Annotated in this window: 28 protein-coding genes and 1 tRNA gene; 8 read left to right on the forward strand and 21 right to left on the reverse strand. The window is 71.5% G+C overall.

The features are described from left to right. The first annotated feature begins 152 nt into the window (after nucleotides 1-152). Together ACFVS8_RS04010 and ACFVS8_RS04015 are read left to right on the forward strand one after the other, a co-directional pair. Complete coding sequence (locus ACFVS8_RS04010) at nucleotides 153-812, forward strand: SIMPL domain-containing protein (protein WP_387057820.1); 660 nt, start codon at nucleotides 153-155, stop codon at nucleotides 810-812. 98 nt (nucleotides 813-910) lie between these two features. Beyond that, the gene (locus ACFVS8_RS04015) at nucleotides 911-1,957 is read left to right on the forward strand and encodes an alpha/beta hydrolase family esterase (protein WP_387057823.1); all 1,047 of its coding nucleotides are present in this window, start codon (nucleotides 911-913) and stop codon (nucleotides 1,955-1,957) included. 130 nt (nucleotides 1,958-2,087) lie between these two features. Here the strand turns inward: ACFVS8_RS04015 and ACFVS8_RS04020 are convergent, their stop codons facing one another. The 14 genes from ACFVS8_RS04020 to ACFVS8_RS04085 all read right to left on the reverse strand — a co-directional run bounded on the left by ACFVS8_RS04020 (nucleotide 2,088) and on the right by ACFVS8_RS04085 (nucleotide 13,827). Continuing rightward, entirely contained in the window at nucleotides 2,088-2,825 is a 738-nt protein-coding gene (locus ACFVS8_RS04020; RefSeq protein ID WP_387057826.1) for a tyrosine-protein phosphatase, read from the reverse strand. A 62-nt stretch (nucleotides 2,826-2,887) separates the two neighbouring features. Further along, nucleotides 2,888-3,364: an SsrA-binding protein SmpB gene (gene smpB / locus ACFVS8_RS04025; protein WP_387057829.1), complete on the reverse strand. Its 477-nt coding sequence runs from the start codon at nucleotides 3,362-3,364 to the stop codon at nucleotides 2,888-2,890. Between the two features lie 133 nt (nucleotides 3,365-3,497). After that, nucleotides 3,498-4,409, reverse strand: coding sequence for a permease-like cell division protein FtsX (ftsX, locus tag ACFVS8_RS04030; RefSeq protein ID WP_387057832.1), 912 nt, complete (start codon nucleotides 4,407-4,409; stop codon nucleotides 3,498-3,500). Beyond that, a complete protein-coding gene (gene ftsE, locus ACFVS8_RS04035) occupies nucleotides 4,406-5,662 on the reverse strand; it encodes a cell division ATP-binding protein FtsE (RefSeq protein ID WP_387057835.1) in 1,257 nt (418 codons plus the stop codon). Before ftsE ends, ftsX begins: the two co-directional genes overlap by 4 nt. 124 nt (nucleotides 5,663-5,786) lie before the next feature. Then, nucleotides 5,787-6,896, reverse strand: a complete 1,110-nt coding sequence (prfB, locus tag ACFVS8_RS04040) for a peptide chain release factor 2 (RefSeq protein ID WP_387057838.1) — start codon at nucleotides 6,894-6,896, stop codon at nucleotides 5,787-5,789. 69 nt (nucleotides 6,897-6,965) lie between these two features. Next, entirely contained in the window at nucleotides 6,966-7,244 is a 279-nt protein-coding gene (locus ACFVS8_RS04045; RefSeq protein ID WP_387057841.1) for a hypothetical protein, read from the reverse strand. A gap of 72 nt (nucleotides 7,245-7,316) precedes the next feature. Then, on the reverse strand, nucleotides 7,317-8,948 hold the full coding sequence (locus ACFVS8_RS04050) for a hypothetical protein (protein ID WP_387057843.1): 1,632 nt from the start codon (nucleotides 8,946-8,948) through the stop codon (nucleotides 7,317-7,319). A gap of 145 nt (nucleotides 8,949-9,093) precedes the next feature. Next, nucleotides 9,094-9,576: a pilus assembly protein TadG-related protein gene (locus ACFVS8_RS04055; protein WP_387057846.1), complete on the reverse strand. Its 483-nt coding sequence runs from the start codon at nucleotides 9,574-9,576 to the stop codon at nucleotides 9,094-9,096. Beyond that, nucleotides 9,573-10,061 (reverse strand): TadE family protein, encoded by a 489-nt coding sequence (locus ACFVS8_RS04060; RefSeq protein ID WP_387057849.1) that lies wholly within the window; start codon nucleotides 10,059-10,061, stop codon nucleotides 9,573-9,575. The genes ACFVS8_RS04055 and ACFVS8_RS04060 overlap by 4 nt, the downstream gene beginning before the upstream one ends. Then, nucleotides 10,036-10,449: a TadE/TadG family type IV pilus assembly protein gene (locus ACFVS8_RS04065; RefSeq protein ID WP_387057851.1), complete on the reverse strand. Its 414-nt coding sequence runs from the start codon at nucleotides 10,447-10,449 to the stop codon at nucleotides 10,036-10,038. Before ACFVS8_RS04065 ends, ACFVS8_RS04060 begins: the two co-directional genes overlap by 26 nt. Before the next feature lie 44 nt (nucleotides 10,450-10,493). After that, a complete protein-coding gene (locus ACFVS8_RS04070; RefSeq protein ID WP_387057854.1) occupies nucleotides 10,494-10,694 on the reverse strand; it encodes a hypothetical protein in 201 nt (66 codons plus the stop codon). Nucleotides 10,695-10,754: 60 nt separating this feature from the next. Then, complete coding sequence (locus ACFVS8_RS04075; protein ID WP_387057857.1) at nucleotides 10,755-11,702, reverse strand: type II secretion system F family protein; 948 nt, start codon at nucleotides 11,700-11,702, stop codon at nucleotides 10,755-10,757. Then, the gene (locus ACFVS8_RS04080) at nucleotides 11,690-12,559 is read right to left on the reverse strand and encodes a type II secretion system F family protein (RefSeq protein WP_387057859.1); all 870 of its coding nucleotides are present in this window, start codon (nucleotides 12,557-12,559) and stop codon (nucleotides 11,690-11,692) included. Before ACFVS8_RS04080 ends, ACFVS8_RS04075 begins: the two co-directional genes overlap by 13 nt. Next, the gene (locus ACFVS8_RS04085) at nucleotides 12,556-13,827 is read right to left on the reverse strand and encodes a CpaF family protein (RefSeq protein WP_387057861.1); all 1,272 of its coding nucleotides are present in this window, start codon (nucleotides 13,825-13,827) and stop codon (nucleotides 12,556-12,558) included. The genes ACFVS8_RS04080 and ACFVS8_RS04085 overlap by 4 nt, the downstream gene beginning before the upstream one ends. Before the next feature lie 116 nt (nucleotides 13,828-13,943). Here ACFVS8_RS04085 and ACFVS8_RS04090 point away from each other — a divergent pair, with 116 nt between their 5' ends. From ACFVS8_RS04090 to ACFVS8_RS04100, 3 genes are all read left to right on the forward strand, one after another. Continuing rightward, nucleotides 13,944-14,330: a PadR family transcriptional regulator gene (locus ACFVS8_RS04090; protein ID WP_387057863.1), complete on the forward strand. Its 387-nt coding sequence runs from the start codon at nucleotides 13,944-13,946 to the stop codon at nucleotides 14,328-14,330. A 1-nt stretch (nucleotide 14,331) separates the two neighbouring features. Then, on the forward strand, nucleotides 14,332-15,321 hold the full coding sequence (locus ACFVS8_RS04095) for a permease prefix domain 1-containing protein (protein WP_387057866.1): 990 nt from the start codon (nucleotides 14,332-14,334) through the stop codon (nucleotides 15,319-15,321). An 88-nt stretch (nucleotides 15,322-15,409) separates the two neighbouring features. Continuing rightward, nucleotides 15,410-15,491 (forward strand) — tRNA-Leu (locus ACFVS8_RS04100). Between the two features lie 86 nt (nucleotides 15,492-15,577). Here ACFVS8_RS04100 and ACFVS8_RS04105 read toward each other — a convergent pair. Both ACFVS8_RS04105 and ACFVS8_RS04110 read right to left on the reverse strand, forming a co-directional pair. Further along, on the reverse strand, nucleotides 15,578-15,937 hold the full coding sequence (locus ACFVS8_RS04105; protein WP_387057869.1) for a hypothetical protein: 360 nt from the start codon (nucleotides 15,935-15,937) through the stop codon (nucleotides 15,578-15,580). Between the two features lie 105 nt (nucleotides 15,938-16,042). Next, on the reverse strand, nucleotides 16,043-16,903 hold the full coding sequence (locus ACFVS8_RS04110) for an LLM class flavin-dependent oxidoreductase (protein WP_387057872.1): 861 nt from the start codon (nucleotides 16,901-16,903) through the stop codon (nucleotides 16,043-16,045). 94 nt (nucleotides 16,904-16,997) lie between these two features. On the opposite strand from ACFVS8_RS04110, the gene ACFVS8_RS04115 reads away from it, so the two are divergent. Both ACFVS8_RS04115 and ACFVS8_RS04120 read left to right on the forward strand, forming a co-directional pair. Then, nucleotides 16,998-17,651 (forward strand): heme oxygenase (biliverdin-producing), encoded by a 654-nt coding sequence (locus ACFVS8_RS04115; RefSeq protein ID WP_387057875.1) that lies wholly within the window; start codon nucleotides 16,998-17,000, stop codon nucleotides 17,649-17,651. 235 nt (nucleotides 17,652-17,886) lie between these two features. Next, nucleotides 17,887-18,645, forward strand: a complete 759-nt coding sequence (locus ACFVS8_RS04120) for a DedA family protein (RefSeq protein ID WP_387058188.1) — start codon at nucleotides 17,887-17,889, stop codon at nucleotides 18,643-18,645. A gap of 56 nt (nucleotides 18,646-18,701) precedes the next feature. Here ACFVS8_RS04120 and ACFVS8_RS04125 read toward each other — a convergent pair whose 3' ends face one another. The 4 genes from ACFVS8_RS04125 to murI are packed head-to-tail and all read right to left on the reverse strand — an operon-like array spanning nucleotide 18,702 to nucleotide 21,940. Continuing rightward, nucleotides 18,702-19,637, reverse strand: coding sequence for a cation diffusion facilitator family transporter (locus tag ACFVS8_RS04125; protein ID WP_387057877.1), 936 nt, complete (start codon nucleotides 19,635-19,637; stop codon nucleotides 18,702-18,704). A 58-nt stretch (nucleotides 19,638-19,695) separates the two neighbouring features. Then, a complete protein-coding gene (gene rdgB / locus ACFVS8_RS04130) occupies nucleotides 19,696-20,337 on the reverse strand; it encodes an RdgB/HAM1 family non-canonical purine NTP pyrophosphatase (protein ID WP_387057880.1) in 642 nt (213 codons plus the stop codon). Then, the gene (gene rph, locus ACFVS8_RS04135) at nucleotides 20,334-21,098 is read right to left on the reverse strand and encodes a ribonuclease PH (protein WP_387057883.1); all 765 of its coding nucleotides are present in this window, start codon (nucleotides 21,096-21,098) and stop codon (nucleotides 20,334-20,336) included. Before rph ends, rdgB begins: the two co-directional genes overlap by 4 nt. Further along, entirely contained in the window at nucleotides 21,095-21,940 is an 846-nt protein-coding gene (gene murI, locus ACFVS8_RS04140; protein WP_387057885.1) for a glutamate racemase, read from the reverse strand. Before murI ends, rph begins: the two co-directional genes overlap by 4 nt. Before the next feature lie 84 nt (nucleotides 21,941-22,024). Between murI and ACFVS8_RS04145 the strand changes: the two genes are divergently transcribed. Continuing rightward, a complete protein-coding gene (locus ACFVS8_RS04145; protein ID WP_387057888.1) occupies nucleotides 22,025-23,344 on the forward strand; it encodes a nicotinate phosphoribosyltransferase in 1,320 nt (439 codons plus the stop codon). A gap of 39 nt (nucleotides 23,345-23,383) precedes the next feature. On the opposite strand, the gene ACFVS8_RS04150 is transcribed toward ACFVS8_RS04145, so the two are convergent. Then, entirely contained in the window at nucleotides 23,384-23,665 is a 282-nt protein-coding gene (locus ACFVS8_RS04150) for a DUF3039 domain-containing protein (RefSeq protein WP_387058191.1), read from the reverse strand. Nucleotides 23,666-23,685: the final 20 nt, after the last annotated feature.

Raw genomic sequence — 23,685 nt, forward strand, 5'->3', positions numbered from 1 at the left:
TTGGTGTGGCGGGGCTGTGCGGGGGGGGGGGCGCCCCCCCGCCCGCGGGGGGGCGGGGGGGGGGGGGGGGGCGCGGGGGGGGGGGGGCCCCCCCCGCCACCCCTCGGTGTCCGAACCTCGGCCTAGGCTGGGCTCGTCGAAGAGGGGGAATCATGCAGACCACCATCACCGTCACCGGTCGCGCCGAGACCCGGGTCGAGCCCGAGCTCGCAGCCGTCACCCTCTCGGTCGGCGGATCGGGCGAGGCCCGCGACGACGTCATCGCCCGCACGGGGGCCGCGCACGAGCGCCTGCTCGCCGCGGTGCGCGAGCTCGAGGCATCCGGCGCCCTCGACTCGTGGTCGGCACCGCAACTGCGCGTGTGGTCGCATCGGCCGTGGAACGCCGACGGCCGGCAGCTGCCGCTCGTGCACGAGGCGACCGCCGACGTCGAGGTCGTCTTCCGCGACTTCGACCGCCTCGGCGAGTGGCTGGGCACCGCGTCCGGCTCCCCCGAGCTCACGGTCGGCGGCATCGACTGGCGAGTGACGGAGGCCACGCGCGCGGGCGCCCGGGAGTCCGCGCAGCGCGCCGCGGTGGCCGATGCGGTCGCCAAGGCCGGCGTGTACGCCTCGGCGCTCGGGCTCGGCACCCCGGTCGCGATCGAGGTGACCGATCACGGACGGCTCGGCCCGGCTCCGTCACCCATGCCGAAGGCCATGATGATGCGCGCGGCGGCGGATGTCAGCGGCGCTGCCGTGACCGAGTTCGCGCCGCAGGACCTCGTCATCGAGGCCTCCGTCGACGCGAGGTTCGTGGCCGAACCGGCCTGAGACTGCAGGGCCGGCGCCGCAGGGTTGGTCGGAATTGAAAACCGCATGCAACTTGGTATTGTGATCGGCGCCCCACCGACGCACTGCAAAGGAGCAGCATGGCCACGCCAACCCCCACGGCCGATTCGCCCGCATCATCCGCCCCGCCGAAGTTCGACGCCCGCAAGCGTCGACGCAGGCGCGCGCTCGTCATCGCGGGCTCCGTCATCGGCGCACTCGCGCTCGTGATCGGCGGCCTCGCCGCCTGGTTCCTGTACACCCCCACGCCGGCGGAGCCGCGGCTCGCGGCGACGGTCGAACAGCACACCGTGACCGTCGACGGCCTCGAGCGCACCTACACCACCGTCGTGCCCGACGACCTGCCTGCGAACGCCCCCGCGATCCTCGCGTTCCACGGCTCGAACTCGAACGGCGACCAGATGCGGACGGTGACCGGCTACCGGTTCGACGAGCTCGCCGTCGAGCGCGGCTTCGTCGCGATCTACCCCGACGGCTATGAGAAGACCTGGCACGACTGCCGCACCTCGACCCCGTACCCGGCGCGTCTGGACGACATCGACGACCTCGCCTTCACCGAGGCGATGATCGATGCAACCGAGGCCGACTACGGCATCGACCGTTCGCGCGTCTTCGCGACCGGGCTCTCCAACGGCGGACACTTCTCGATGCGCCTCGGCGTCGAGCGCCCCGACCTCGTGAAGGGATTCGCCGCGTTCGCTGCCGCCTACCCCGAGCCGTCGAACTTCTCGTGCACCGACTCGGGCGCCCCTGAGGCCGCGATGTTCGTGCTCGGCACGGCCGACCCGATCAATCCCTTCGCCGGAGGCAAGGCGAGCGCGTTCGGCAGCGACCTCGGCATGGTCAACTCCGCGGAGGCCTCGGCGCGCCTCTGGGCCGAGCGCAACGGCCTCGACGCCGAACCCGAGGTCGAGAAGGTGAAGGACGGCGTCGAGACCGACGACACCGACGTGACCCGCACGGTCTACGGCGACGGCACCTCCACCCCGGTCGTGCTCTACGCGGTCGAGGGCGGCGGTCACGTCGTGCCCAACCCGAACTACTCGCAGCCGCGCATCATGGGCGGCACCACCCAGGACCTCGACGGCCCGCTCGCGGCGGTCGAGTTCTTCCTCGGACTCGACTGAGCACCGACGATCACCCGGTTCCGTCGGGCGCGCCGGAAGGCGTGCCCGACGGCGTGTTCACCGGGACCAGACGCGCTGGCGCGCCCGACGCACTCAGGGGCCAGCGGGCCGGCGGGCCGGCGGCTGGACCTCAGTCGGCGACGACGAGCACCTGCTCGAGGCGGGCGAGTTCGTCGAGCGTCAGGCCCGACGCCAGCAGGTACTCCCGCGCAGAGCCGTGCGCCCGCTCGATGGTCTCGATGGCACCCTCGATCGCCTCGCGCGGGCTGCCGCCCATGAGCGTGCGCAGTGCGGGGGTGTCGGGCACGCCGTAGCGGCCGATGAGCGCGATCATCTCCTCGAGCCACTCGCCCGCGAGGTTGCCCTCGGTGCGCGCGTAGTCGTCGATGACGGCCTCCCGGTCGACACCCACGGCGAGCAGGGCCACGGCGACGACGACACCGGTGCGGTCCTTGCCGGCGGTGCAGTGCACGAGCACGCTCCGGTCGCCCGCACTCGCGATCTCGCGCACGGCGTCGACCACGACGGGCGCGTGCATCGTCACGATGCGGTCGTAGAGCGCCTCGAGCGAGATGCCGGCAGCGCCCTGCGAGGCGCCCGAGCCCTCGAAGACGGGCAGGCGCAGCACCTCGACGTCGAGGCCGTCGATGTCGTCGGGCATGCGCGCGGCCTCGTTCTCGTCGCGCAGGTCGATGATGATGCCGACGCCGAGTTCGCGAAGCTGCGCCCGACCCTCGTCGCCGATGCGGTAGAGGCCGTCTGAGCGGTAGAGCACGCCCTCGCGCACCGTGCCGGTGGCGGCGGGCAGACCGCCGACGTCACGGAAGTTGTAGGTGCCGGCAACCGGGATGCGCGTCGAGGTCTCCACCCCGCGAGCCTATCCCCCACGGCCGACCGGGAGGCTGGGAATCCGATCGGCGCCCCGAAGCCCTACTCGCCCAGGTGCCGCCGGCTCGAGATCGCGCGATCCGCCTCGCGCTTGTCCTGCTTCTCGCGCAGCGCCTGACGCTTGTCGTACTCGCGCTTGCCCTTCGCGACGGCGATCTCGACCTTGGCGCGGCCGTCGGCGAAGTAGATCTGCAGCGGCACGAGGGTGTAGCCGCCCTCCTTCGTCTTGTGGCTGATCTTCACGATCTCCTGCTTGTGCAGCAGGAGCTTGCGCTTGCGCCGGGGCGCGTGGTTGTTCCACGTGCCCTCGGTGTACTCGGGGATGTGCACCGCGTCGAGCCACATCTCGCCGCCGTCGATGAACGCGTAGCCGTCGACGAGCGACGCGCGACCCTCGCGCAGCGACTTCACCTCGGTGCCGGTGAGCACGATGCCCGCCTCGTAGGTGTCCTCGATCGTGTAGTCGTGGCGCGCCTTGCGGTTGGTCGCCACCACCTTCTGACCGCGTTCCCTGGGCACGGCATGCTCCTTCTGCTCGACGGATGCCCCGGCATCCGGAGCAGCCTTTCACTCTAGTGCACGCGCGAGGGCCGTTCGGCAGCGGCGACCCCGATCCGGCCGGGTGGGTGCGGTCGGATGCCGCGGCATCCGCTCAGACGCGGAGGTACCGCCTGATCGCGATGCCGGCCGACAGCGCCGCGAGCAGCACGCCGACCACGATGAGCAGCGGCACCACGAGCAGCGCGTCGCCGAGGTCGACGAACGTGAACGACAGGCGGTCGGCGAGGTAGCCCTGCACGAAGAAGTGGACGATCGCCACCACCGCGCCGCCGGCGAGCACCGAGCCGATGAGCCCCGCGAACACGCCCTCGAGGATGAACGGCGTCTGGATGAAGCGGTTCGAGGCGCCGACGAGCCGCATGATGCCGAGCTCCCGACGACGCGAGAACGCCGACAACCGGATCGTCGTCGCGATGAGCAGCGCCGCCGCGACGAGCATGATCGCCGCGATCGCGATGGCCGTGTAGCTCGCCGCGTTCAGCACGTCGAAGATCTGGTCGAGGTAGCGCCGCTGGTCGACGACCTGTTCGACGCCGGCGAGCCCCGCGAGCGCCTCGACGAGCACGTCGGACTGCGAGGGGTCGACGAGGTTGACCCAGAACGTCTCGTTCAGCACCTCGGGCGTCACGTAGTCGGCCGCGGGGGTGCCCGCGAACTGCTCCTGGAAGTTCTCGTAGGCCTGCTGGTGGTCCTCGAAGTAGTACTCGTCGATGAACGGCGCGAGCGTGTCGGAGGTGAGCTGCGCCTCGATCGCGTCCTTCTGCTCGGGCGTGGCCTCGCCGTCGACGCAGCCGGCCGCCGTCGAGACCGACGTGCACAGGTAGACCGCGACCTGCGCCCGGTCGTACCAGTAGTTCTTCATCTGCGCGATCTGCAGCTGCAGCAGCGCGGCGGTGCCGACGAACGTCAGCGAGATGAAGGTCACGAGCACGACCGAGACGACCATGGTGATGTTGCGCCGCAGGCCGTTGCCGGCCTCGGCGAGCACGAGTCCGAACCTCATCGCGTCGGGCCCACTTCCTGGTCGTCGTCGCCCTCGCGCGGCCCGCCTGGGGCTCTCAGTCCGAGTCGTTCGGCGAGCGTGAGGTGCTGCTTCGCATCGGTCGGGGCATCCTTCTCGGAGTCGGTTCCGGATGCCTCGCCCTCGCCGGGTTCACCGCCGTCGCCGGAGGTCTCGGCGCCGTCGCCGGCGGAGCCCCGCGGGATCTCGATCGACGCGGTCGCCGCGGCCGTGATCTCGGCCGCCGCGTCGGTCACCTCGTCGGTGGCCTCGGGCTCGACGTACAGCGGCTGGCTCTGCTGCATCATCTCGGGGGTCACCTTCGGCGCGGCCGCGGTGACGGTCGGCGGGGTCTCGGGCGCGGCCACGATGGGCGCCGCCTGCTCGGCCTCGGCCTGCTTCTTCGATCGGCGGGTGCGCTTCTGCTTCGCTCCGGATTCCGCGGCGACGGCGGCGGCCGCCGCGGCGTCGCGTTCGCGCTGCTCGTGCACGAGCGCCGCCGAGGCGGCCTCGGCTGCGGCGACGGCCGCCGCTGCGGCGGCCGCGTCGTCGTCGACGGGCAGCGTGCCCTGCACGGCGCCGTAGCCCGCCGAGCGCTCGTCGCGCACGATGTCGCCGGCCGACAGCTCGATCACCCGACGGCGCATCTCGTTGACGATGCCGGCCTCGTGCGTGGCCATGACGACGGTGGTGCCGCCCGCGTTGATGCGCTCGAGCAGGGTCATGATGCCGGCCGACGTGACCGGGTCGAGGTTGCCGGTCGGCTCGTCGGCGAGCAGGATCTGGGGCTTGTTCACGATGGCGCGCGCGATCGCGACGCGCTGCTGCTCTCCGCCCGAGAGCTCGTGGGGCATGCGCTTGCCCTTGCCGTCGAGGCCGACGAGCTTCAGGGTCTCGGGCACGGCCGTGTGGATGTACCCGCGCGACTTGCCGATCACGCGCAGCGTGAAGGCGACGTTCTCGTAGACGGACTTGTCGCGCAGCAGCCGGAAGTCCTGGAACACGACGCCGAGGTCGCGCCGGAAGTACGGCACCTTGCGGCTCGAGATCGAGCCCAGGTTCTGGCCGAGCACGTGGATCGTGCCCTTCGACGGCTTCTCCTCCTTGAGGATCAGCCGCAGGAAGCTGGACTTGCCGGAGCCCGATGCGCCCACGAGGAACACGAACTCGCCGCGGAGGATCTCCACGCCGATGTCGTTCAGCGCGGGCTTCGCCTGCCCGGGGTAGGTCTTGGTGACGGAGTCGAAGCGGATCATCGCGTTCGAGCCTAAGCACCGAAGTGCCGCAGCGGGTCAGCGACTCGCATTTGCCCGAAGGTCGTGGCGCGGATTCACGGTGCGTTCACGCGCGAACGGCGCGACGCGGCATCCGGAACCGGGCTCAGTCGTCGTCTTTGCGCTTGCGCCACTTGATGCCGGCCGCGATGAGGCCGTCGAGGTCGCCGTCGAACACCGAGGCCGGGTTGCCGACCTCGTAGCCCGTGCGCAGGTCTTTCACGAGCTGCTGGCCGTAGAGGAAGTACGAGCGCATCTGGTCGCCCCAGCTCGCCGTGATGGTGCCGGCGAGCTCCTTCTTCTTCGCGGCCTCCTCTTCGCGCTTGAGGAGGAGTAGTCGCGTCTGCAGCACGCGCATGGCGGCTGCACGGTTCTGGATCTGCGACTTCTCGTTCTGCATCGACACGACGAGGCCGGTGGGGATGTGCGTGAGGCGCACGGCCGAGTCGGTCGTGTTGACCGACTGTCCGCCGGGGCCCGACGAGCGGAAGACGTCGACGCGGATGTCGTTCTCGGGGATGTCGACCTCGACGGCCTCCTCCATGACGGGGATGACCTCGACGGCGGCGAAGCTCGTCTGCCGCTTGTCGGCCGAGCCGAACGGGCTGATGCGCGCGAGGCGGTGGGTGCCGGCCTCGACCGAGAGCGTGCCGTAGGCGTAGGGCACGTCGATCTCGAAGGTGGCCGACTTGATGCCGGCGCCCTCGGCGTACGAGGTGTCCATGACCTTGACGGGGTACTTGTGCCGCTCGGCCCAGCGCAGGTACATGCGCATGAGCATCTCGGCGAAGTCGGTGGCGTCGTCGCCACCTGCGCCCGAGCGGATCGTGACGACCGCGCCGCGCGGGTCGTACTCGCCGTCGAGCAGGGTCTGCACCTCGAGCTGGCCGACGACCTCTTCGAGGGCGGCGAGCTCCTGACGCGCCTCGGCCGCCGAGTCCTCGTCGTCCATCTCGAGGGCGAGCTCGACGAGCACGTCGAGGTCGTCGAGGCGCTGCTCGACGTCGGTGATGCGCTTGAGGTCGGCCTGGCGGTGGCTGAGCGCGCTCGTCACCTTCTGGGCGGCGGCGGGGTCGTCCCAGAGGTCGGGCTTGCCGGCCTCTTCGGACAGACGGGCGATGTCGGCCTTGACGGCTTCGACGTCGACGACGGCGCTGATATCGCGGAAGGTGGAGCGCAGCGCGGCGATCTCCTGCGTGAGGTCAAGATCCAACATGGCCCCTCCAGCCTAGTCGCGCCGGGTTCGGCACGAGAACGCGGCCGAGCGGATGCCTCGGCGGGGCGTTCAGCCCGAGAAGGTCGCCATCCAGACGATGGCGCCCTGCGCGAGGAAGATGAAGCCGCCGAGCAGCAGGGCCACGAGCGAGACCCATGACGGCCCGGTCGCCGGGTCGACCCGGAGCTGGCGACGCGCCACGAGCCCGAGCACCACGGCGACGAACGAGGCGACCAGCGCCGGGATCGCGGGCAGCAGCAGCGAGACGACCGCGGCGACGAGGCCGAAGATCGCGATGCGCGAGGTCGATCGTCCGAATCGTGCACGGCCCTGGGCGTCGGAGGTCATGGGTCCAGTCAAACGCATTCGACCGGGTGCTCGCTCCGAAGCCGGTGCCGGCGTCGGTCACGTGGCCGACGGTCAGCCGACCGGGATCGTGGTCGACCCGAAGTCGTGGATCGTGTACCGCCCGCAGTCCACGGTCGTGGCATCGTCGAGGCTCACGCCCTCGGGCAGCACGAACTCGGCGCTCTGGGAGTCGGTCACGAGATACGACACCGCGGTCGTGTCGAAGTCGGTGCGGTTCACGAGCCACTCGTACGGATGCAGGTCGTGGGTCACCTGCAGCAGCGTCGCCGGGTCGGCGGCGTACGCCTTCGGCGCGCGCACGGTCCAGAACTGGCCGGCACCGTGGCGGTCGGTCGCGTCGACCCAGTCGACGACGCACGCGAGCGAGTCCGCCGCGGCCCGGGCGGGGGTGGGGGTCGTCGCCAGGCGTGCCGCGCCGACCCCGCCGAGCACGAGCATGACGACGGATGCCGCGGCGAGCGCCGTCGCGCTCCCCCGCCGCGTTCGCGGGGCGCCGCCGCCCCGCAGCCGCTGCGCAATGCCGGGCGGGGCCCACTCGGCCAGGCACGCGAGCACCAGCATCGGCGCGAACACCCAGGGCTGCAGGTAGCGCGGCGACGGGTTGCCGAGCAGCACGACGCCGACCGTGCAGGCGACCGGCGCGATCCAGGCGACGGCCACGAGCAGGCCCGGTCCGGGCCGCTCCGACGCCGTGCGCGAGAACGTGAGCACCACGGCGAGCGCGGTGAGCCCGAGCAGCACGAGGCCGCCGATCACGCCACCGGGACGCATGAGCTCGACCGTGGCCACCCGCAGCAGATCGCCCAGCGCGACGAACTGGTTGCCGTCCTTCAGGTACTCGCTCGACCGGGCCACCACGAGGTCGCCGAGCATCGAGCGCGCGACGATGCCGATGACGGATGCCGCGGCGAGCACGAGCAGCGCCTGCGCCGGCGGCGCGTGCAGGAGCCCGCGCGGTCGTCGTGACATCCGCTCGGGGTGCACGATCGCCTGGGCGACCAGCACGAGCGCGATCGGGGCGACGGCCCACACGACGACGAGCGGGTTGCTGAACGCCGACACCGCGGCGACCGCCCCAAGCGGCACCAGCAGGCGGGCGCGCAGCCGGCCGGCGTCGAGGACCCGGCGCACGAGCCCGATCACGACGACGGCCGCGATCACGGTGGCGCCGTAGTACGTGGTCGTGCCGAGCAGGCTCGCGAGCTGCATGCTGTCGCGGTCGCCGCCCGACTCCAGCAGGGCGATCGTGCAGAACCCGGCGTACCCGGCGACGGCGCCGAGCACCGGTGCGGTCGCAGTGCTCCGGCTGCCCGACGCGACGCGGAACGCTCCGTAGAGCGCGACGAAGTTCAGCATCGAGCTGACGACGAACACCGCGTGGAGGTCGGGCGTCACGGCCGAGACCAGGGCGAACGCGGCGACCTCCGGCACGAAGAGCACCGGCGAGAGCGCCCAGTCCTGCGGTGCTCCCGAAGTGAGAGAGTGCACCACGAGCGCATTGAACATCGAGTCGGCATCGACGAACACGAGCTCGTCGCGCGTGATCGCGACGTGCGCGGTGACCAGCACGGCCATGGCGACCGCGAATGCCCAGCCGAGCGCCTCGCGGGCGATCTCGGGTCGCCGAGGCATCCGTTCGTCGATCGCGGCCGCTGCGACGCTGCCCTCCCCCACGATGCCCATGGCCCCCCATCGTAGGCGTGCAGCACCACCGCGACCTCGGGGCGCACGCTCTCGCTCGACGCCGGCGGCCTGTTCGGCGAGTTCGGCGAGCGGATGGCCGCCGAGCGAGCGCATCGCGGCGTGCGAGGTGGAATCGCGCGCCCGGTTACCGGAACACGGATCTGGCGGTCGTCGTGACTTCGATCGGCACGCGCAAGGGCAGCACCTCGGTGTGCAGGGGCGCCGTCCAGACGGCGCGGAGCGTCACGGTCGCACTGCGGCCGTCGAGCGACGTGGCCCGCACGAGCTCGACGTCGGTGAACCTGCCCGACGCCGCGTCGAGGTAGTCGGCCGCGGCTCGGCGCACGTCGGCGTCGTCGAGTTCGACCACGAGCGATTCGCCGCCGACCTCGACGTCGTCGAGGCTCCAGGCCTCGGCTGCGGCGAGCGCGGCCCCGTCGGCGAGCGTGAACAGGCGCTTGCGCTCGAGATACAGCGACGAGGCCGCCACGACGACGAGCACCAGCACGAGGGCGAACGCGCCGAAGAAGATCGTGAGCAGCAGGGTCGATCCGGTGTCGTCGCTGCCGCTCGTCGGCCCGAATCGTGTGGACGCCCCGCCGCGGTGGGGTCCGACGTGCACGTTCATTCGAGACCCGCGAACCGTGAGATCGTCTGCGTCGCGGCGGACTCGACTGGCACGCTCGCGAGGCCGGGCAGATCGAGCACGTCGGGTACGAGCGGGAGCGAGACGCGGGCCGCGACCGTGACGTCGAGCCGCTCGCCTGGAGCGCACTCGGGGCTCTCGCACTCGATCGTGACGGAGGCGGAGTCGGCGTCGATCCCGAAGTCCTCGAGGGCGATTCGCACCGCGCGTTCGACGTCTCCGGAGGCGCGGGCTGCTCCCCCGGGACCGTCGGCGGCGATGCGCGCGGCATGCCGTGCGGCGCCCTCGACCGCGAATGCCGCGGCCTGGATGGCCGCCAGGCTCAGCACGAGGTACACGATCGGCACGAGCAGGAGCAGACCAACCGTCAGGAACTCGAGCGACGCGGATCCGCGGTCGTCGCCGAGGCGAAGGCCGCGCGTCGAGGGCGACTCGGCGGCGTCACCCGATCGTCTCGAGCGGGGCATGCCCGGCCACCTCCAGTCCGTTCGCGACCCCCAACAGCCCGATGACCGGGAGCACGCTGCGCACGCGGACCTCGATCGCCGGCGTGCCGCCGATCGAGGTGGTGGTGGCCCTGACGTCGCGGGCGTACTCGGCGGAGATCGCGGTGTCGATGAGCTCGCGCGTCCGAGCGGCCCCTTCTGCCGCCGACGAGCCCGCGAGCGACGCGAATCGTGCTCCCTCTGCCGCCGCGTCGAGCAGGGTGTTGCGCACGTGCAGGGCGAGCGCCAACTGCACGACGGCGAGCACCAGGACGATGAGGAGCGCGCCGACCATTGTGAACTCCGCGACGGCGGAGCCGCGATCGTCCGCGAGCCGCGACCATGCGAGCCCGAGCCGACGGCCCGTCATGCGGCGGGCCGAGTGCCCGCTCGCGGGGTGCACCCCGGAGGCCGTCAGAATCCGGTGACGCGGTCGATCGCCTGCTCGAACACTCCCGACAGCGCCGGCCCGGCGAGTCCCCAGATCACGATGACGAGCCCAGCCGTCATGAGCGTGATGAGCACCCAGCCGGGCACGTCGCCACGCTCGTCTGCGAACCGGGCGAGCGCACGCCGCGCGGTCCATCGGGTGACTCGGTCGAGGTGCTTGCGCATGGGGGTTCCTTTCATTCGCGCCGACGAGGCGCTCGGGCGAGGGTGAGGCGGTCGACGGCATCAGAATCCCGTCTGGAGCACCAGGTAGCCGGGCAGCAGCGCGAACGCGATCGTCACCGGCAGGATCAGGAAGACGAGCGGCACGAGCATGGCGATCTCCTTGCGGCCGGCGAGCTCGATGATCGTGCGCTTGGCCTGGTCGCGGGCGTCGCCGGCCTGGGAGGCGAGCACCGAGGCGAGCGGCGCTCCGCGATCGAGCGCACCGAGCACCTGGTCGAGCGCGCGGGAGAGTGCCGGATGGTCGAGCTCGTCGCGAAGCGAGGTGATCGCATCGGGCAACGGCACACCGGTGCCGACTGCTGCGACGACGGCCCGGAACTCGTCAGACAGCTCGCCTGACCCGATGCGCGCGATGCGGCGGAGGGCGTCGAGCATGCCCTCGCCGGCCGTGAGGCTCAGGGTGAGGAATTCGAGCACCGTCGGCAGCTCCTCGGAGATGCGCGCCGAGCGCCGCGTCGCGGCGCGCTGGAGCAGCCAGTCCCGTGCGAACACTCCGAACGCGGCCGCCAGGAGCGGCGCCGCGACTCGGACGGGCAGCGGCAAGGTCGCGAAGCCCGGCCCGAACAACGAGACCGTCGTGCCGGCGGCGAACGCGACAGCACCCCACGCGAGCTGCTCGGCTCGGAATCGCTCGACCGACATGGGCGAGCCCGCCTGCCTGAGCCGTCGCGACACCGTCTCGGGTCCGCCGAGCCAGGATGTCGCCAATGAGCGCGCGCGTCGGAGGAGCGGACCGAGGACGGCCCCGAAGACGGGCGTCGGATCGCCCTCGCGACGTGCGAGCATCTCGCGCGCCTCGGGCGAGAAGTCGGCGACATACGGCGCGACCCGCTCTGCGAGCCGAGGTCGGCCGATGCGCGGGATCGCGCTGATCGCGAACCACGAACCGAGACCGATCAGCGCACCGAGCAGCACCGCGAGCGGGACCGTCGCGTTCAGCGGAACCATCGACGCTCCTCGGGAAGGCGTCCGAGAGCGGACATGGCCTGGTAGGCGACCACGGTCACGATGACCCCCACGACCAGCAGCACCGCTCCGGCGGGCGAGTCGTAGGCCGCCATGGTCTCATGACGCGACGACAGCACCACGAGCAGGAGCCACGGCGCCGCGACGCCGAGCCTCGCCGCGTTGCGGATCCACGACTGGCGGGCCACGACCTCGGCCCGAAGCGCGGCGTCCTCTCGCAGATAGCCGGAGAGTGCACGCAGCACGGCGGTCAGTTCGCTGCCGCCGACCTCCCTCGCCATGCGGAGCGTCTCGAGGATCCGGTCGGCGATGGGGTCGGCCAGCGCCGTCTTCAATCGGTCGAGGCACTGCGAGAAGTTCCCGGTGCGCCGGTAGTCGACCTCGAATGCCGCGAATGCCGGTCGAGTCTGGGCCGGACCGAGCTCGCCGAGGGCGCCCACGCTCTCGGGGAGCGGCACGCCCGAGCGCACCGAGGCGACCAGGTGGTCGACCACGTCGGGCCACACCGCCCGGTTGGCAGCTCGGCGCCGGTCGGCACGCGAGGCGATCGCCAATGGAATCGCCGCAGCGCCGAGGAACGCGGCCACCACCGTGAGCGTCGGGACCTGCATCACGGCCTGCACGACGGCGCCGACGACGAGCGACACGACGAGCGCGACGAGAACCACGACCGGGATCGGCACGTCGCCGAGACCGGCGAGCGCGAGTTCGTCGCGGATGCGCCGAACGGCGGGCGACGGACCGGCGGCTCCGGTCTCGGCCGGCTTCGCAGGCCAGAACCACGGGGCGAGCACGAGCAGCAGGCCGACGCCGAGCATCGCGCCGAGCGCGAGGCTCACGCGGGAACCCCATCGACGTCGCTGGACCCGATGGCGGTCGACCTCTCGACCTCGGGCTCGTCGTCGGGCACGAGCCCGACCGCCCGGTACTTCTCGAGCCGCCTCGGGCGAACTCCGGTCGCCGTCAGCCGCCCGCCGACGCCGGCGAAGATGGGATCGGCCTCGACGACGCCGTCGCGGCATTCGCCGGTGGGGGCCGAGATCTCGACGACGGTGCGGCGACCGGTTGCGTCGATGGCGAGGTGCACGACGAGGTCGATGCAGGTCGCGACCGTCGGTACGACGAACGACGAATCGATGTTGCGGCCGGCCAGGAGGGGCAGGGTGCAGAGCTTGGCCAACGCATCGCGTGCGGAGTTCGCATGGATCGTGCACATGCCGGGCAAGCCCGAGTTGAGCGCGATCAGCAGATCGAGGCTCTCGGCTTCGCGCACTTCGCCGACGATGAGCCGGTCGGGGCGCATGCGAAGGGACTCCTTGATGAGGCGTCGGAGCGTGATCTCGCCGGTGCCCTCGAGGCTTGGCTGACGGCACTGCAGCGACACGAGGTCGCGAACGTCGAGGTCGAGCTCGAACGTCTCCTCGATCGTGATGACGCGCTCGTCGCCCCGTGCCGACGACATGAGCGCGTTCAGCAGCGTGGTCTTGCCCGTATGCGTCGCACCCGAGACGAGGATGTTCGCGCCGGCCACGACGCTCGCACGAAGGAAGCCGGCGGCTTCGGCCGTCAGCGAACCGAGCTCGACGAGCGCTTCGAGCGTGCGGATGCGGCGCTGGAACTTGCGGATGTTCACGGCCCAGTGGGCGCGCGCGACATCGGGGATGGCGACGTGCAGCCGCGAGCCGTCGGGCAGCGAGGCGTCGACGAAGGGCGAGCTCAGGTCGACGCGCCGCCCGCTGTGCTGCAGCATACGCTCGACGAGCTCGCGCACCTCGCGATCGCCCAGCACGATCGGCGTGAGCTCGGCGACGCCGTTGCGCGCCACGAATACGCGCGTCGGTCCGTTGATCCAGATCTCCTCGACCTCGGGATCGTCGAAGTACGGCTGCAGCGGCCCGTAGCCCGTGATCGCAGCCTCGACCTCGCGTGCGGTCGCGAGCTCGTCGATCAGCTCGGCGTGCGCGCCGGCGAGCGCACGCTCGCTGTACCGGCGCACCTCCTCGCGGGCGAAGCGCGCGGCAGCCGAACCGTCGCGGCCGAGGTCGACACCCTCGTGCAGCACCCGGGTGCGCACGCGCTCGGTGATGGTGCGCACGGCGTCGGTCATGCCCCCATCTTGGAGGGCGGCCTGCCGAGCACCTCGAAGTTATCCACACGGCCGGGCCGCGGCATCCGTCAATCGAATTGTTCACATCAGGTATTTGATCTGATACAGTACTGGTCATGACCAAGGACACAGCTTCCGGCGCAGTGCCGGACGATGCCTTCGCAGCCGACCTGCTGCGCGGTCACACCGACACGATCGTGCTCGGGGTGCTCCGCAGGCACGACAGCTACGGCTTCGAGATCTACAAGCTCATCCGCGACGCCACGGGCGGCGCGTACGAGATCAAGGAGGCGACCCTCTACGCGAGCTACCGCCGGCTGCTCCGCGACGGGCTCGCCGAGGCCTACTGGGGCGACGAGTCGCAGGGCGGTCGCCGCAAGTACTACCGCATCACCGACGCCGGCCGCGCCGCGTTCACGCAGAACGTGGGCGCCTGGGTCGCCACCCGAACCATCATCGACTCCCTGCTGGGCAGCACGCCCGCAGTCACGAAGGGCTCCTGACATGACCGACCACCGCTCCTCAGGCGGCGACCTGCACCGACTGCTCGACGAGGCGTTCGCCGGCATCGAGGTCACGCCCGACGTCCAAGACCTGAAGGAGGAGATCCGCGGCAACCTGCTCGCACGCATGGGCGAGCTCGAGGCGTCCGGACTCTCCCAGCACGACGCCGCGCGCCGGGCCGTCGACGAGCTCGGCGACGTGCGCGAACTCGTCGACCTCGATCCGACGACGGATGCCGCGGGCCACGCCGCCGCAAACGCGACCGCGTCGCGGGCGACCGGGGCGGCCCGCGCCGAGTCGGCGGCCGCCGCGGCGCTCCGCAACCGCGTGCGCCCGAAGCCCGGCTTCGTCGTGCGCACCGTCGTGCTCTCGATCATCGCGGCAGCCGCACTCGTGCTGCTCGTGCTCGGCCTCACTCCCCTGCTCTCGCTCGGCACGGGCGCGCTCGTCGCCCTCGCCGCCGTGGTCGGGCTCGCGCTCGGCGCGGTCACGGCCGATGCCCTGTGCCAGGAGACCACGACGAACCACCGCATGCCCGCGGGTCGTGCGATCGGCTACGGCGCATCGACCGGCCTGCTGCTCGCCGGTCTGGCATTCACGCCCGTCGTGATCGTGCGACTCGACCTCGCCTGGCTGGTGCTCGCCGGCGCCCTCGTCGTCGGCTCGATCGGCGCGCTCAGCTACCTCGGTGCGACGCAGACCAACCGGCACAAGCCATGGGTCGTGCAGCAGCATCGCGACGCCGCCACGATCGGCACGCGCTTCGAAGACGACCCAGCCGCCGGCGCGAGGTTCGGCATCTACACCGCCGTCATCTGGACGATCGCGTTCGTCGCGATCCCGGTCATCGGCTTCACGGCCGGGTGGATCTGGGCTCCGCTGGCCTTCGTCGCCGGCTTCGTCGCGATGATGCTCGTGCTCGCGCGCATGCTCTTCGGCGGCAAGGCCGATCAGGGCGGCACGGCCGAGCAGGGCGGCACGTCGAACTGATCGCCGCACAGCCGCGCACGCGGCATCCGTTCACCTCGCCGGTCGAACGGATGCCGCGTCGCGGCGCGCCTAGACTGAACGGGCACTCGCGGGAGTGGTGAAATCGGCAGACACGCAGGATTTAGGTTCCTGTGCCTTCGGGCGTGAGGGTTCAAGTCCCTCCTTCCGCACGACGACACGGCACGTCACGAGGTGCCTCGACGGCGACCGCGCGGCGCGCCGACGGCGACCGCCCCACGGGCGCCGGCCCGTCGCGTCAGCGCGCGGCGTTGATGATGCGCGACACCGCCCAGCCGAGCGCCGACACGAACGGCGTCGCGACGACGAGCAGCGTGATCGGGTTCGGCTTGAACCGCAGTCCGTCGGGTCCGCCGCCCACATAGGCGCCGATCGGGATGGAGTAGCCGCCGCCACCGCCGCCGCTGCCCTCGCCGTGGCCCGCAGGCACTGAACCGCCCTCGGGCGTGTCGCCCGATCCCTGGCCCGCGCCGAAGCCGAAGGCGACGAGCGCGACGGGGATGAGCTCCTGGCCGTTCAGCGTCGTCTTCTCGCCGAAGGCCACCTTCGCGCCCCACGAGGGCACCGATTCCGCCAGTCTCTCGGTGATGTTCGTCATGGTTCGACCGTACGCGGGCGGGCCCGATTCGGCGAGGGTCATCTTCGGATGCGACGCCCGTGGTCAGCTCTGCGACGGCCGTGGTCAGATCTGCGACGCCCGGGATCAGCTCTGCGGCGGCCCGGCGACGATGCGTGCCCGAGCGTACGACTCGATGCCCTCGGCCGGCACGTTCCAGTCGGCCTCGAGCCACCAGGTGGCCCCGGCCTCGACCCACGGGCGAACGACCGCAGCGTCGGCAGCGGGATCGAGACCGGAGGTCGTGCCCTCCTGCACGACGTCGAACGGCCGGTCTTCGAGGCCGAGCCGCTCGCGCTCGCGTCGCAGCCACTCGATCGCCTCGGCGGCCACCTCGGGCGTGAAGCCGGGCGAGCCCGGCGCGACCTCGGCCCCCGGCGGGGCGAAGTTCGGCAGCCATCCGTCGTAGCGGGCGACGCGACGCATCGACTTCTGGGCCGGCCAGACGCCGACGACCCAGATCGGGATGCGCGGCTGCTGCACGGCCGTCGGCGGGATCATGCTCTGCGCGGCGGCCGCCCGGTAGTGCGCGCCGTCGTGCTCGAACGACTCGCCCCGCCAGAACCGTTCGAGCAGCCCGAGCGACTCGTCGAGCATCTCGGCGCGCTCGCGCCGGCCCGGGTCGGACTCGAACAGCCAGAACCTCGGCTCGACCTGCTCGGGCACGCCGAGCCCGGCCGACAGCACGACCCGCCCCTTCGAGAGCCGGTCGACGGTCATGGTCTGACTCGCGAGCTCCCACGGCCGACGCCGTGGAACGGGGGTGAGCATGGTGCCCAGCCGGATGGACGTGGTCTTCACGGCCGCCGCCGCCAGAGTCGCCCACGGATCGGTGGCCCAGATGCCCTCCCACACGAAGAATCCGTGCCAGCCGTTCGCCTCGGCGAGCGCGGCCAGCTCGACCGCGAGCTCGGGGTCGTCGCCCGTGTAGATGAAGCCGTACCGCATGCACCAGAAGCTATCGGCGCCCACCGACATCCGTTCGCAATGCGAACCATGTAAGGTGAGCCTTACCTGAATCCCGTTCGAAGGACGCGTTCCGATGACCATCGCTCCCCCTGCCGAGGCCACCGCCGCCACCCAGCCGCTCGACGTCGCAGCGCTCGTGCGCGCGGCGACCGCCGACGACCACCGCAACGCCGAGACCCGCGGATTCATCACGCGACTCATGGGCGGCGAGCTCTCGCTCGACGACTACACGCGCTACCTCGCGCAGTTCGCCTGGGTCTACGAGGCACTCGAGGAGCGCGGCAGCCGCGAGGGCGACGGCGAGGTCTTCGACCCCAAGCTCGCGCGCCTCGCCGCCATCGAGTCCGACCTCGCGGCGCTCGGCGCGGCCGACTGGCGCGAGACGCACCCGGCACTGCCCGCGACCGCCGCGTACGCCGCGCACCTGCGGGCCGTCTCCGACGACGACGTGCGCTACCTCGCGCACCACTACACGCGCTACCTCGGCGACCTCTCGGGCGGCCAGGCCATCGCCGCGCTCGTGGGCCGCCACTACGGCGCGACGCCCGAGCAGCTGAGCTTCTACGACTTCGACCTCGGCGCCGAGGGCCCGGTGCGCTACAAGCGCCGTTACCGCGAGGCCATGAACGCGCTCGCGCTGCAGCCCGGCCAGGTCGACGTGCTCATCGACGAGGCCAAGGCGTCGTTCCGCCTGAACGGCGCGATCTTCGAGGCGCTCGGCGAGTAGCGACCCGCCTCACCGCGCATCCCGTCGGCGCCGCGGCACTCGCTCTCGACGAGCGGATGCCCGCGGCGCCGTCGTCGTCTGCGACCACGGTGCGAGCCGCCTCACTCCAGAGGATGATTTCGGGGTTCTCCCCCAGTCGGCGAGCACCTCGGATCGCTAGACTGCAACGACACCACGCCGCACCGAGCCGCAGCAGCACGGCCGCGTCTCGACGCCGACAGGAGCCTCCTCCGTGATCAACACCGCCCTCATCCCGTGGCTCGACCCCGAGACCATCATCGGCGGCGCCGGCCCGTGGGCCCTGCTCGTCGTGTGCGGCATCATCTTCGCCGAGACCGGGCTGCTCGTCGGGTTCCTGCTCCCCGGTGACACCCTGCTCGTGATCTCGGGCCTGCTCTCGCACCCACTGCCCGGCTCGGAGCACGGCGTCTTCGGCATCTCGGTGTGGTGGGTCTCGCTGCTCATCGGGCTCGCGGCGTTCGTCGGCGGCGAGGTCGGCTACTACATCGGCCACAAGGCGGGTCCGACGATCTTCGAACGCAAGGAATCCGGCATCTTCAGCGTGAAGAACGTCGAGCGCACGAACGCGTTCTTCGACCGCTTCGGCGCGCTCGCCGTGATCCTCGCGCGCTTCGTGCCGATCGTGCGCACGTTCACCCCGGTCGCCGCCGGCGTCGGCCACATGCACAAGGGCAAGTACACGCTCTACAACCTCATCGGCGCGGTGCTCTGGGGCTTCGGCCTCACGATGTTCGGTTACGCCATCGGATTCATCCCACCGGTGGCCGACTTCGTCAAGGAGTACATCGACCTCATCCTCCTCGCCGCCGTCGGCGGCACCGCGATCGTCACGCTGTGGCACTACCTGCGCGAGCGCTCGAAGGCCAAGAAGGCCGAGCGGGCCGGCGAAGACGTCGTCACCGACGAGACCGAGGCCCAGGCGCTCGTGCTCGACCCCGAGGTCTTCGAGCGAGGCCCCGAAGACCAGCGCTGATCGTCGCGCGCGCTCCGGGTCGTCCACGACAGGATCGCCCGAGCGGATGCCGCGGCTCAGCGGTGCGAGCCCTGCTCCTGCCCTGCACGGCCGGCGGGTTCGAGCTGGAACGTGGAATGCTCGACGTCGAAGTGCGCGCTCAGGCATCCGCCCAGCTCGTCGAGGAGTGCTCCCGTGCGGCCCGACGCGAACACGTCTCGCTCGACCTCGACGTGTGCCGAGAACACCGGCTGCCCCGACGTGATCTGCCAGACGTGCACGTCGTGCACGGCGACCACGCCGGGCGTGCGCAGGATGTGCTCGCGGATCTCGGCGACATCCGTGTCGGCCGGGGCCGACTCGAAGAGCACGTGCATGACGTCGCGCAGCAGCGAGAGCGCGCGCGGCACGATGAGCACGGCGATGCCGATCGAGGCGATCGGGTCGGCCGCATCGAAGCCCGTCAGCACGATCACGAGGGCGGCGACCATGACCAGCACCGAGCCGATGAGGTCTCCGAGCACCTCGAGGTACGCCCCGCGCAGGTTGATCGAGTCCTTCGCGCCGCCGCGCAGCACGAGCATCGCCGCGATGTTCGCGACGAGTCCGGCCGCGCCGACGATGAGCATGCCGCCGCCGGCGACCTCGTGCGCCTCGCCCGCGGCCCCTTCGACGAGTCGGGAGACCGCGCCGATCGCGACCGTGACGGCGACGACCACGAGGATCACGCCGTTCACAAGTGCCCCGAGCACCTCCGCCCGCCGGTACCCGTAAGTCTGCCGGTCGGTCGCCGGTCGCGCCGCGACCGTGGCGGCGATGAGCGCGACGACGAGCCCGATCAGGTCGCTCGACATGTGCCCGGCGTCGGCGAGCAGGGCGAGCGATCCGGTGAGCGCCGAACCCACGACCTGCACCACGAGGAACACGCCGATGATGGCGATCGCGATCCAGAGCCTGGTGCGATTCGCCGCCCCGTGGGCGTGGCCGTGGGAGTGGTCGTGCGAGTGTGCCATCACCTCAAGCGTAGGCGCCGGATCGCCGCCGTGCCGGTGATGGGAATGAGTCGCGTTCTCAGGCGCCGGCGCCGCCGGGTCGGTCCGCGATCCGCGACGCGACGCGCTCGAGCTCAGGCAGCAGCTCGACGAACGCGAGCGCCCGGTGGCTCTGCGCGTTCTTCTGCTCCGGCGTGAGCTCGGCGGCGGTGACCTCGAGCCCGTCGGGCTCGAAGATCGGGTCGTAGCCGAAGCCGTGCGACCCTCGGGGCTCGTACGCGAGGCTGCCGCGCCAGCGCCCCTCGGCGACGAACTCGGAGCCGCCGTCGAGCAGCGTCTCGGGCACGACGAGCGCGATCGTGCAGCGGAACTCCGCCCCCCGGTTCGGGCGGGCGATGTCGGAGAGCTGGTCGAGCAGCAGGCGTCGGTTCGCCTCGTCGCCCGCCCGGTGCCCCGCCCAGCGCGCCGAGAGGATGCCGGGGGCTTCGCCCAGCACGTCGACCACGATGCCGGAGTCGTCGGCCAGGGCGATGCGTCCGGTGTGCGCCGCAGCCGCGCGGGCCTTGATGAGCGCGTTCGCGGCGAAGCTCGTGCCGTCTTCGACCGGCTCGGGGCCGTCGTACGAGACGACGGCGGCCTCCGGCATCCGCTCGCCGATGATGCGCTGGAACTCGGCGACCTTGTGTGCGTTGTGGGTCGCGAGGACGATCTCGAGGCTCACGCGTTCGCCCGTGCCTCGGCGAGCACCGCCCGCTGGATCTCGGTGAGGGAGGCGGTGCCGCCCAGCGCGAGGTCGAGCAGCGCGTCGAGCTCGCGCCGGTCGAAGGGCGCACCCTCGGCCGTGCCCTGCACCTCGACGAAGAGGCCGCGTCCGGTCGCGACGACGTTCATGTCGGTCTCGGCGCGCGAGTCCTCGGTGTAGGCGAGGTCGAGCATGGGCGTGCCCGCGACGATGCCGACCGACACCGCGGCGACGGTGTCGATGAGCGGCGTCGCCTTCTTGCCGATGAACTGCTTGCCGCGCGCCCACTCGATGGCGTCGGCCATGGCGACGTACGCGCCCGTGATCGCGGCCGTGCGCGTGCCGCCGTCGGCCTGCAGCACGTCGCAGTCGATCTGGATCGTGTTCTCGCCGAGGCCCTTCATGTCGACGACGGCCCGGAGGCTCCGGCCGATGAGCCGGCTGATCTCGTGCGTGCGCCCGCCGATCCGGCCCTTCACCGCCTCGCGGTCGTTGCGCGTGTTCGTCGCACGAGGCAGCATCGCGTACTCGGCCGTGACCCAGCCCTTGCCGCTCCCCGACATCCAGCGCGGCACGCCGTTCGTGAAGCTCGCCGTGCAGAGCACCTTGGTGCGGCCGAACGAGATCAGGGCGCTGCCCTCGGCGTGCTCGCTCCAGCCGCGCTCGATGCGCACCTCGCGGAGCTGGTCGGGGGTGCGCCCGTCGGCGCGCACGATCTGGTTCTCGGATGCCTCGGTCATGCGTTCTCCTGTCGAAGTCTGACGTGGTCGGGAATGGTCACGGCGCCGGTCTGCACGAGCTCGACGCTCGGGATCTCGGGGGCGATGAGGCGGTGCGCGAGGTCGAGGAACGCGCTCGTCGAGCCGCCCGTCGCCTCGTACCGGTAGGTGGGCGGCATGGCCGATCGGCGTTCCATGCCGGTGCTCACGAGGGTGCGGTACACGTCGTTCGCGGTCTCGACGTCGCTCGAGACGAGCGAGACGCGTTCGCCCATGACGTACGAGATCGCCCCCTTGAGGAACGGGTAGTGCGTGCAGCCGAGCACGAGCGTGTCGACGTCGGCGTCGCGCAGCGGGGCGAGGTACTGCTCGGCGACGGCGAGCAGCTCGTCGCCGCTCGTGACCCCGGCCTCGACGAACTCGACGAAGCGCGGGCACGCGACCGTGTGCAGGTCGAGGTGCGGTGCGGCCGCGAAGGCGTCGTCGTACGCCCGCGACGAGATCGTGCCCGCCGTGCCGATGACGCCGACCCTGCCGTTGCGGGTCGTGGCGACCGCGCGGCGCACCGCCGGCTGGATCACCTCGATCACGGGCACGTCGTAGCGCTCGCGGGCGTCGCGCAGCATGGCCGCGGATGCCGTGTTGCAGGCGATCACGAGCATCTTCACGCCCTGCGCGACGAGGTCGTCGAGCACCGCGAGCGCGTAGCCGCGGACGTCGGCGATCTTCTTCGGCCCGTAGGGCGAGTGCTCCAGGTCGCCGATGTAGAGGATGGACTCGTTCGGCAGCTGGTCCTTCACGGCTCGGGCGACCGTGAGCCCGCCAACGCCGGAGTCGAAGATCCCGATCGGTGCATCCGTCACGAGAGACCAGCCTAGGCGAGTCCGTCGTCCGGCGAGTCCGTCGCGCGAACGGCGAGACGCGGCATCCGTCGCTAGGCTGATCGGGTGACCGGGTCCTCAGCGCTGCTCACCGACCGATACGAGCTCACGATGGTGGATGCCGCGTTGCAGAACGGCACCGCGCACCGCGAGAGCCTCTTCGAGGCGTTCGCACGCCGCCTGCCCGACGGGCGCCGCTACGGCGTGGTCGCCGGCACCGGGCGCCTGCTCGAGCTCATCTCGGCGTTCCGGTTCGACGAGGCCGAGCTCGAGTGGCTGCGCGACAACCGGGTCGTGCGGTCGGAGACCCTCGACTGGCTCGCCGACTACCGCTTCCGCGGCGACGTGTGGGGCTACCGGGAGGGCGAGGTGTACTTCCCCGGGTCTCCGCTGCTGACGATCCAGGCGACCTTCGCCGAGGCGGTCATGCTCGAGACCGTGGTGCTCTCGACCCTGAACTTCGACTCCTCGGTCGCGAGCGCCGCGGCGCGCATGGTGTCGGTCGCGCTCGGGCGCCCCATCGCCGAGATGGGCTCGCGCCGCACGAGCGAACGCTCGGCCGTCGCCGCCGCACGCGCGGCCTACATCGCCGGATTCGACGCGACCTCGAACCTCGAGGCCGGGCGCACCTGGGGCATCCCGACGATGGGCACGGCGGCGCATGCGTTCACGCTGCTGCACGACTCCGAGGAGCAGGCGTTCCGCGCGCAGGTCGACGCGTTCGGGCCGAACACGACCCTGCTCGTCGACACCTACGACATCGAGCAGGGCGTCGAGACCGCCGTTCGCGTGGCCGGCACCGGCCTCGGGGCCGTGCGCATCGACTCCGGGGACCTGCCGACCGTCGTCGCAGGGGTGCGCGACCAGCTCGACCGGCTCGGCGCCGTCGGCACGCGCATCACCGTCACGAGCGACCTCGACGAGTTCACGATCGCCGGCCTCTCGGGCGCCCCCGTCGACGCCTACGGGGTCGGCACCTCGGTGGTGACCGGCTCCGGATCGCCGGCCGCGGGCATGGTCTTCAAGCTCGTCGCGCGCCGCGACGACGCCGGCGAGTGGGTCTCGGTCGCGAAGGCCTCGACCTCGAAGGCGAGCGTCGGCGGCCGCAAGAACGCGGCGCGTCGACTCGACTCGACGCGCACGGCGCGCGAGGAGCTCGTCTTCGTCGGCGACGGACCGGGCGGCGACGCCGAGTTCGAGGAGGGCACGCGCCTGCGCCCGCTCATGGTGCCGCTCATGACCGGCGGCGTGGCGGATGCCGCGTACCTCGGGCCCGAGGGCACCGAGGCGGCCCGGGCGCACCGCGCCGAGGTCATGCAGGAGCTGCCGATCGAGGCGTTCCGGCTCGGACGCGGCGACGCCGCGATCCCGACGACGTACCGCTGAGCCTGCGAGCACGCCGAGCCGACGAGGCGGAGCCGGGCGTCAGCCCTTCTTCATCTTCTCGTAGATCTCTTTGCAGGTCGGGCAGACCGGGAACTTCTCGGGGTCGCGCCCCGGGGTCCACTTCTTGCCGCAGAGCGCCTTGACGGGCTTGCCCGTCATGGCCGACTCGAGGATCTTGTCTTTCTTCACATAGTGCGAGAAGCGCTCGTGATCGCCCGGCTCGATGTTCTCTTCCTGCAGGAGCTTCTCGAGCTCGCGGTCGAGCACCGAGGTCGTTCCGCCCGGGGCGTCGGGGTCGGCGATGCTGGCGTTCACGGGCATGATCATGGGTCGATTCTACG

The sequence above is a fragment of the Agromyces sp. NPDC058110 genome, from assembly GCF_042884735.1.
GTDB lineage: Bacteria > Actinomycetota > Actinomycetes > Actinomycetales > Microbacteriaceae > Agromyces.